At 66.4% G+C, this 6,854-nt stretch carries 7 protein-coding genes; 1 reads left to right on the top strand and 6 read right to left on the bottom strand.

Translation table 11 applies throughout. The features are described from left to right. From QZY48_RS34340 to QZY48_RS34315, 6 genes are all read right to left on the bottom strand, one after another. Positions 1–88 (bottom strand): MerR family transcriptional regulator (locus tag QZY48_RS34340; protein WP_295427042.1); only part of this gene is annotated, 88 nt, incomplete at its 3' end. A 156-nt stretch (positions 89–244) separates the two neighbouring features. Continuing rightward, a complete protein-coding gene (locus QZY48_RS34335) occupies positions 245–1,054 on the bottom strand; it encodes a class III cytochrome C family protein (protein WP_295439230.1) in 810 nt (269 codons plus the stop codon). Next, positions 1,051–1,629, bottom strand: a complete 579-nt coding sequence (locus tag QZY48_RS34330; RefSeq protein WP_295439228.1) for a hypothetical protein — start codon at positions 1,627–1,629, stop codon at positions 1,051–1,053. Before QZY48_RS34330 ends, QZY48_RS34335 begins: the two co-directional genes overlap by 4 nt. 8 nt (positions 1,630–1,637) lie before the next feature. Further along, complete coding sequence (locus tag QZY48_RS34325; protein ID WP_295439226.1) at positions 1,638–2,936, bottom strand: 2Fe-2S iron-sulfur cluster-binding protein; 1,299 nt, start codon at positions 2,934–2,936, stop codon at positions 1,638–1,640. 245 nt (positions 2,937–3,181) lie between these two features. Beyond that, positions 3,182–3,757, bottom strand: a complete 576-nt coding sequence (locus QZY48_RS34320) for a cytochrome b/b6 domain-containing protein (RefSeq protein WP_295439224.1) — start codon at positions 3,755–3,757, stop codon at positions 3,182–3,184. Between the two features lie 272 nt (positions 3,758–4,029). After that, positions 4,030–4,422: a DUF302 domain-containing protein gene (locus QZY48_RS34315; protein WP_295439223.1), complete on the bottom strand. Its 393-nt coding sequence runs from the start codon at positions 4,420–4,422 to the stop codon at positions 4,030–4,032. Positions 4,423–5,154: 732 nt separating this feature from the next. Between QZY48_RS34315 and QZY48_RS34310 the strand changes: the two genes are divergently transcribed. Then, positions 5,155–6,846, top strand: coding sequence for a hypothetical protein (locus QZY48_RS34310; RefSeq protein ID WP_295439221.1), 1,692 nt, complete (start codon positions 5,155–5,157; stop codon positions 6,844–6,846). Positions 6,847–6,854 lie beyond the last annotated feature (8 nt).

Below are 6,854 nucleotides of genomic sequence, written 5' to 3'. Positions count from 1 at the left end.
GCTTACCCTCGCGCTCCCAACGCCGGATCGTCGAGGGCGCTTTCCCGATCCGTTTCGCGAACTCGTTGATGCGGTAAGTTTTGCTCACGCGAGCAATTATAGATAATAATAAATAAGAATCAAACAACAGTTAACACCTCCGGGGCGAACCGGGGGCGCCCTGGAGCCGTCGCCGACGCGGCGCCGGGCGTGACCGCGTCGGTGCGACTGACTGTCACCGGCGGCGGTCGCCGGCGCCGCCGCGCTAATCATCGTGCTCCTCGGACTCCTTGTCACCCTCGCCGTCGTCACCCTCGCCGTCCGCTTGCGCGGCGGACCCGTCGCCACGCGCCTGCCCGCCGTCCCCGCCCCGACCCTCATGCCCGCCTTCCTCGGCCTTGCCGTTGCGATGACACTCTATGCAGTCCTCGTAGTTCGTGATGCCTTCCTCGACATGCTCCTCGCGGATCTTGGAGCGGGTGTGCTCGTGGCAGCCGTAACAGGTGTAGGTGCGATAGTCCTTGCCGACGTGACAGGTGTCGCAGGACGCCTCGTGATCGCCCGTGAGGCTGAAGAGGGACTCGTGGTCAAAGGTCGCGGGCGTCCAGGCGCTTTGGGAGTGGCACTGGCCGCAGGCGCCGGTTTCGCCCTGGTGCATGGCGTCCAGGGGGGCCTGATGGCAGCCGCCGCACTGATCACGGCGGGCGACCTTGAGCAGGTCGTGTGAGAACTGGCCGATGGGGCGGAAGGCCTTGACCCCCTTGTGGTCGCTGTGACAGGCGACACAGTCCGCCTCCAGCAGGTCCTGATGGAAGGGGGTGAGCTTGCGCTCATTGGCGATGGCAAGGCCCTTGGTGGTGACCAGCCCGATCTCCGCGGGCTTGTGACAGTTCTCGCAATTGCCCGGCCGACTGCCGATGAAGGGCTGATGGCAGGCGAAGCAATCGTCCCCGAACGCGCGGTGCGCCGGCATCACCGGCCCGGGTGCGACCATGAGTTGCGGCCAGAGCACCGCAATCAGGATCAGGACGACCAGATTGGCGGCGACGAGGATGAAGACGTGCTGCTTTTTCATTTCCACTGCCAAAAGAGGAAGATACTGAGGATGTGCGCCAGCCCCAAGACGCCAAACGCCAGGGTGATGGGGAAGTGTACGGCGCGCCATTGCTTCATCGTATCCACCGTGACCGCGTCCCAGAAGACCTCCTTGTCGATCGTCGCCGGGCTGTCGCCGTGGTCGGCATGGAACTCGCGTTTCGCGACCAGGTCGCGCCGTGAGCGCCCGAGCAGGTATTGCCCGGTCATGCCGCTGGCGAGCGTCACCAGCATCGCCAGCAGGGCCAGCCAGGGCAGAATCGCATAGACGTGGACCCCGGCGTGGACCAGGATCATCAGCGCACCGATCCAGGTCAGTACCTCATGCAACCGCAGCAGGGTCTTGGGATTGCCGGAGTTGATCAGCTTGCGCTTGCGCATGGAATAGGAAAACGACAGCAGGATCAGGATGGTCCCGGGGATGCCCAGCCAGCGACCGATCCAATAGAGACCGAAGGCGTGCAGCAGGGCATCGGTGATCGCGGTCGCGACGATCAAGGACCCGAACAGCAACAGGAATGGAACGATTTCTCTGCGAACGATTGAGCGATTCATCGGGACCTCTACAACGCCAGGGTCAGATCGGCCGTCGGGGTGGCGATACAGAGCAGGCAATGGCCCGGCTGTATATCCGCGTCGGGCGTCTGAGAATACGCGACCGTACCGGATTCGATCCGGGTCTCGCAGGTGCCGCAACTGCCGGCCCGGCAGCCGGAGTCCACCGTGATTCCCTGCCCCTCGGCGAGTTCGAGCAGGGATGCGGCCGCGCCGTCCCATGGCACCGTCTTGCCCGAACGGCTGAAGCGCACGGCCATGGCGGCGGCCCGCGTCGTCGGCACCGGCACCGGGCGCTTGTTCAATGAGGCGGGGCCGAATGACTCGTAATGGATGTCGGCCGTCGGCACCCCCTGCGCCTCCAGCGTCGGCACCAGTGACTCCATCATCGCCGGCGGACCGCAGACATAGAATTCATGGCGGCCGAAGCCCAGGGTCCGTTGCAGCAGTTGCAGGTCCACGTACCCCTGGTGCTGATAGTCCCGCCCCAGCAGATCATCCGCGTCGGGCGCGGCGTAACAGCACTGCAGATGCAACCCCGGCCAGCCCTCACTCAGGGTCTTGAGGTGCTCACGCATAATCTGCTCGGCGCCGTTGCGCACCCCATAAAAGAGCCAGACCTGACGCGGGTCGGCGCGCCGGCTCAGGGTGTTGAGGATGCTCAGCAGCGGGGTGATGCCGATCCCGCCGCCGATCAGCACGACCGGCAGGGGGCTGTCCTGCGTCACATAGAAGTGACCGGACGGGGCCCGGGCCCAGACCCGGGCGCCTTCCTTGAGCTGGTCGTGGAAGTGGTTCGACACGACCCCGGGCGGCAGGTCCGGTCGGCCGGGGGGCGGCGGGACCCGCTTGATCGATACCCGGTAGTAGTCGGTGCGCGGGCGATCCGACAGGGAGTAGCAACGCACCAGGGCTTTAGGCGGGCCGCCGGCAGGGTCCGGCACCTCCAACTTGAAGGTCAGGTACTGCCCGGGCCGGTAGGTCGGCAGCGGCTGACCGTCGGCCGGGGCCAGATAGAAGGAACAGACCGCGCCGTTGCCGTCCTCGATCACGCGCCGTTGCACCACGAACTCCCGGTGGCCCGGCCAGGCCGGGGCCGGGATGTCCTGCGCGAGCGGTGCGGGGTCAAGACCCTGGTCCCGCTCCGGCCCACCGATCAGGACTGCCGCCCCGACGGCCGCATCCTGCGCCTGCCGTTGCAGCACCCGCAGTTGCGCGCGCTTGCGCCGCCACCCGAGCAGCCCAAGGACGGCCACCTGGGCCAGGATCGCCGCGGTGATCAGGAGCGCCAGGGTGGCGTTTGACATGATGTGTGTCCCGCGGGGCCTGTACCCCGATCAGTTCTGCCGACGGCTTGGCTGGCGAACCCAGCGCCGTCGCCGCCACCCATCCGCGGTGCTTGCGGATCAGTGCCAGGCAAGCAAGGCGGTGAGTTTGGACGGGTTGCGTGTGCGACCGGGGATCAGGGTAACGGACGGTGCCTGACGAAAGCCCATACGCCATCGTCAGCGTTTTGTCAGGAAGGACGCCTACCGGACCTCAGGCACGGACATCAGGCACGTTTGTAACCGTCGATCATCCCGCGCACCAGATTTTCCTTGTGCTGGAAGCTCGCGACCGCGACCCCGAGCAGGTGCAGGGGGACCAGGCACAGGGTGGCGTAGGCGATCAGTTCATGGACCCCTTTCAGGCCATGGACGCTCTGCGCGGCCAGGCCGGTGAGCGTGGTCAAGATGAGTCCCGCGATCAGGGCCACGGCCATGGCCCCGCCGGCCGGGTTATGGCCCAGGTAGCGGGCCGGGTGCCCGCGCCGGACATCCCCCAGATAGGCCTTGATGGCGGTGGGCCCACGCACGAAGTCCCACCACCGGGCGTGCCGCGGCCCGATCACCCCCCACACCAGGCGGGCGGCGATCAGCCCCATAACGACATAGCCGACGAAGACGTGCAGGCCCTCGAGCGCGTCCCCGGTCAGGAAGGCGATCAGCACGGCGATGGCCAGACTCCAGTGGAAAAACCGCACGAACGGGTCCCAGACCCGCACCCGCTCAGTGCTATCGACGAGGTGTGCTGCCGGGTGGGTCGCGACGGCGCCGCGGTGGGCGACGGCAATGCTTGGGTTAGTCATGGTGCGAGATCCTCGAAAGTATGCGGTAGCCGACCTTCATCATAATTCCGGCCACTATGCTGGGGTAGAGGTTACTGGTCCGCACAGCGGACCCTACGGCCCCGCGTCGTAGGGTCCGCTGTGCGGACCGGCGGCATCTCAGCGTCGTAGGGTCCGCTGTGCGGACCGGCGGCATCTCAGTCGGCAAAGCGTCGTAGGGTCCGCTGTGCGGACCGGCGGCATCTCAGTCGGCAAAGTGACCGGCGTGGGAATCGAGGCCCGGAAGCCTTGCCTCAAGCGACTGTGAGGAGGTCGCGCACCCGCTCCAACCGCCCGCGCACCTCGGCCGCGAGTTCGGCAATCTCCGGCTTGTCCACGAGTTGCAGGACCGCTTGCGGGTCCATGAAGGCGACGACGATGGTGCCGTCCGCCGCCTCCCGCACGACCACGTTGCAGGGCAACAGCAGCCCGATGTCGGGCTCCGCCTCCAAGGCCCGGTGGGCCAGCGGCGGATTGCAGGCGCCGAGGATGCGGTAGGGCCGCCGCTCGACGCCCAGCTTGGCCTTGAGTGTCGCCTGGATGTCGATGTCGGTCAGGACGCCGAAACCCTCGCCCTTCAGCGCCTCGGTGACGCGGGTGACGGCCTGGTCGAAGGGAGTGTGCAGGGTCGTGGAAAATCCGTACATCGCGGGTCGTTCCTCTTGTGGCGGGAATTGGGGCGCCAGACTCAGACCGGCGGCGGGGATCAGGGCCTGGCGCGAGGCGCCGCGGCAGCGCGCTACAGTTGAAGCATCACGACTGAGGCCGACCAGGACAAGCGCGCCATCGCGTCTTCCCAATCAGCAGTCTAAGGGCGGGGGACAGGCTCGTCTGTCCGTTGGCACACAGATGAAGCGCTTTGTTGATGTGTTCAATCAACGGTCCTGTAGAGTCATCAAAGAAAGCGGTCAGTATGAGCGAGGTCCATCGGTGTCTTGGTCTGGCGGATCTGCGCGGGGCCGCTGACCGGTTGGGAAACCGCAGGCGCGGACGACGGCGGGGCCTCCGCCACGCTATCAACGCTCTGCTCGGCCACGCCTCGGAGCTTCGGGGCGCGCGGCTGGCAAGCAATAAGGTTGTCAAGATGGGGTACTCGCCTCGGCGACAGTCGCAACCGCCACAAGGACCTGGCGGCGAGGAAAGTACGTGGCTGGCGGTCATCTGCCGCGCCGGCAGCCTGATCCAACAAACAAATTTTGAGGATGACCCTCCAACTGCCGGGTCATGCGCTAGAATCGACCTTGATTCCCTAAGGTAACCACATGACCGCGGCACCCTCGGGCAGCGGGCTCCGCGCCATGTCCGAAATCCAGGATGGTTCTGGTACGATGCATCCTGAGTGAGGTTTTTTTCGCACATTCATTGTGCTGGAGGGGGACGTGGATTCTTTCAGCGATGCCGTCAGTGCGGATGCGTTTGCCGACGACGACGGGACGAGCCGATCGGTTCGGCGCCCGGTCGGCGGGGGCCGGGCCAAGGACATCGCGGTTCGGCGCCCGGTCGGCGGGGGCCGGGCCAAGGACATCGGGCTGTGGGTGGTGACCTTGATCGCGGCGGGGCTAGGCCTTGCAATCTGGCTCTACGCGCCGGAGTCGTCGGCTCGGGTCGCGGACTGGCCGGCTTGGATCGCGGACTGGTCGGCCCGGATCATCGGTTTGCCGTTTCTGATCTACCTGGTTATTCTGGCATGGAAGGCAGGCGCCGCCGCGGATGGCTTGGCCGCCTTGCTGGACTTGGACCAAGGCAGTTATCAGCGCTGGTCTGACGATGAGCGGGCCGCGGGCGAGATCGTGGAGGCGGTCAAACAGTATCGGGAAGACGGTCGGCGAACCGGCGGCGCCGCGCTCGAGGGCGTTCCGGACTGGCACCGCGAACCGGGGCTGGCTGCCGCGCTGCGCGCTGAACTCCATCACGGCTATCTGGCTGGCGATCTCGCGGACGCCGGGCGACTGGAACTGCTGCTGCGGCAGCGGGTCGAGTCCGTCTTTGTAACCCTTGACGGTCTGCAGACGACCGCGTTCCTGGTCGGCCTGCTTGGGACCTTGACCGGGGTGCTGCTGACGGTATTCATCGCCCAGGTGGACGGTGGTGAGGCCGTTTTCAGCGCCGGCTTTCTCAATGGTGTCGTGGTCAAGGCGAGCACCACGGTGCTGGGCATTGTCACCGCGCTCTACATCCGCAACCGCGCCTCGCGACTTGGCGACTCGACGAACGCCCTGATCGCTGACCTGGTGGCAGTGTATCGCCGGGTCTTTGTCCCGCGCCTCGGCGGCAGTAACACCGATATCGAACTGCTCGCCGAGCGCGTCGCGGAGCGACTGCGCAGCCAACTCCAGGACTTCCTGGGCACGCTCACGCAGACGCTCGACGGGTTCCTGCACGGCCTGCCCAGGGAGGTGCAAACGGCACTGGCAAGCGCCTTGGCAGAGAAGTTGGCGGACCCGCTGCAGCGGATCATGAGCAACATGACTGCGCAGGTCGGTCTGGTGCGTGACGCGATCAAGGATTCCGAACTGGCGATCACTCAGGGGGGGCGCGACCTGCAAGTCCAGGTGGAGCGGCTGCTCGGCCATCCACAGCAGGCCGGTCACCACTTGCAGCAAACACTCCAGCAGGCGATTAGGATCTCGACCGAGTTCGAGCGGATCGTGCCGCAATTGCAGGGCATCACCACGGCCCTGCAAGACGTGGTCGACCAACTGGTGGCGCAGCCGTCCGCCGCCGCGGGCGGCGGGATCCAAGCCCGCGACGACCTCGATCAGATGATCCAGGCCAATCGGCAGGGGCTCGTGCAGATCGCCGGGGCCATCGATTCCCTGTCGGCCTTGGTCACTGGGCTGGGCGCCGTTGAGACGGGTTTGCAGGAACAGGAATGGCGCATCGTGGCGGCGAGCACCGCCCTCGAGGCACAGCATGGAGTATTGGAGGCCAACCACGCCAGTCTCGAACGGCTCGGGTCGCGGATCGATGAGCTGCAGCAGCCCGCGGCCAGCCACTGGGGCGTCGCGGATGCGACAGCACCGCGCTCCGGGTTCTGGCGTTCGCTCTGGCCGCGTGCCGGGCGGGGCTGAGACCAACC

The sequence above is a fragment of the uncultured Thiodictyon sp. genome (assembly GCF_903828115.1).
Taxonomy (GTDB): Bacteria; Pseudomonadota; Gammaproteobacteria; order Chromatiales; family Chromatiaceae; genus Thiodictyon.
This window is presented reverse-complemented; position numbering and strand designations above follow the sequence as displayed.

Coding starts and splice junctions, on each gene's coding strand:
- QZY48_RS34335 (WP_295439230.1), bottom strand. CDS start 1,054: ATGAAAAAGCAGCACGTCTTCATCCTCGTCGCCGCCAATCTGGTCGTC.
- QZY48_RS34330 (WP_295439228.1), bottom strand. CDS start 1,629: ATGAATCGCTCAATCGTTCGCAGAGAAATCGTTCCATTCCTGTTGCTG.
- QZY48_RS34325 (WP_295439226.1), bottom strand. CDS start 2,936: ATGTCAAACGCCACCCTGGCGCTCCTGATCACCGCGGCGATCCTGGCC.
- QZY48_RS34320 (WP_295439224.1), bottom strand. CDS start 3,757: ATGACTAACCCAAGCATTGCCGTCGCCCACCGCGGCGCCGTCGCGACC.
- QZY48_RS34315 (WP_295439223.1), bottom strand. CDS start 4,422: ATGTACGGATTTTCCACGACCCTGCACACTCCCTTCGACCAGGCCGTC.